The sequence below is a fragment of the Synechococcus sp. R6-10 genome, from assembly GCF_047461815.1.
GTDB lineage: Bacteria > Cyanobacteriota > Cyanobacteriia > Thermostichales > Thermostichaceae > Thermostichus.
The window spans coordinates 1-1444 of sequence record NZ_JANSHW010000506.1 but is presented as its reverse complement, the minus strand read 5'-3'; the positions used below and the strand labels follow the sequence as shown (position 1 = coordinate 1444).

2 protein-coding genes are annotated in these 1444 nt (G+C 60.3%); one reads left to right on the top strand and one right to left on the bottom strand.

Annotation, left to right across the window (positions count from 1 at the left end; genetic code table 11):
* The coding region (locus NW837_RS12815) for an FAD-dependent oxidoreductase (RefSeq protein WP_414332036.1) at positions 1-436 on the bottom strand (436 nt) is incomplete at its 3' end.
* A 207-nt stretch (positions 437-643) separates the two neighbouring features.
* Here NW837_RS12815 and NW837_RS12810 point away from each other — a divergent pair.
* The coding region (locus tag NW837_RS12810; RefSeq protein WP_414332035.1) for a phosphoglycerate kinase at positions 644-1444 on the top strand (801 nt) is incomplete at its 3' end.

Genomic DNA, 1444 nt, shown 5'->3' with positions numbered 1-1444 from the left:
TCTGCTCCACATAGCGCTGGCCGCGAATCATGGCCGGCACCAGCCCCAGGGCAAACTTCACCTTTTCCCCCCAGGTGAGCATGTCGTTGTTGCGCAAGATGCCGACAATGGCGTTGAAAGGAGCGGGAATATCCGGCAGGTCAAAGCGGGAATAGGTGCCCGGCTTGTCCGGCTGGTTGAAAATCAAGCTGTGTTCCTTCCACTGCAGGCGATCGGAGATGCCCAGCTCCCGGAACAGCTGCAACGTGTTGGGGTAGGCGCCAAAAAAGTTGTGCAGCCCCGTCTCGATCCAGTCGCCGTCGGCATCTTTCCAGGCAGCCACCAGGCCACCCAAAACATCCCGCCGCTCAAAGAGGAGCGGTTGATGCCCGGCATCGCAGAGATACTTGGCACAGGCCAGCCCGGCCAGCCCGCCACCAGCAATGGCAACACGCATGAGGGTAACGACAAAGCAACATTTTTATTCTATTTGCAAACCGTTACAATTGCCGGGGCCAAGGGGCAGACGGAAGGCCGACCCAGCAAAAGCAGCGGAACAAGGGGATCCCGAAGCCCATCTGTCTCACTGCCGGGATCCCAATCGCTGGTAGGATACATACGGAAGAAAAAATAAAGATTTTCTGCAGTCCGGGGGAAAACAACGATGGCCAAACAAACACTGGGATCCCTGCTGTCATCTGGCTTTGATTTAAACGGCAAGCGCGTGCTGGTGCGCGCCGACTTCAACGTCCCGTTGGATCCCCAGGGCAACATCACCGACGACACCCGCATTCGCGCCTCCCTGCCCACCATCCAGGCCCTCACCCAGGCAGGCGCCAAAGTGATCCTCACCAGCCACCTGGGCCGCCCCGTCAAGAAGGACAAAGAGACAGGCGCGGTTAAGGTCGCCCGCGAGGGCAATAGCCTGGCCCCCGTAGCCACCCGTCTTTCTCAATTGCTGGGCCAGCCGGTTGCCTTTGCCCCCGACTGCATCGGCCCTGAGGCCGAGGCGGTAGTGAACCGCCTGGAAAACGGCCAGGTGGCCCTGCTGGAAAACGTCCGCTTCTACCCAGAAGAGGAGGACAACGACCCGGAATTTGCCCGCAAGCTGGCCTCACTGGCCGACCTGTTTGTCAACGACGCCTTTGGCAGCGCCCACCGCGCCCACGCCTCCACTGCCGGCGTCACCGCCTACCTCCAGCCTGCTGTGGCCGGCTACCTGGTGGAAAAGGAGCTGCAGTTTCTTTCGGGCGCCATCGAGAATCCGCGGCGCCCCTTGGCGGCCATCATCGGCGGCTCCAAAGTCTCCACTAAGATCGGCGTCATTGAGCGGCTCCTGGAAAAAGTGGACAAGCTCCTGCTGGGCGGCGGCATGATCTTTACCTTTTACCAAGCCCAAGGGATCCAAACCGGCAAGTCTTTGGTGGAAACCGACAAGCTGGATCTGGCCCGCTCCCTGATGGAA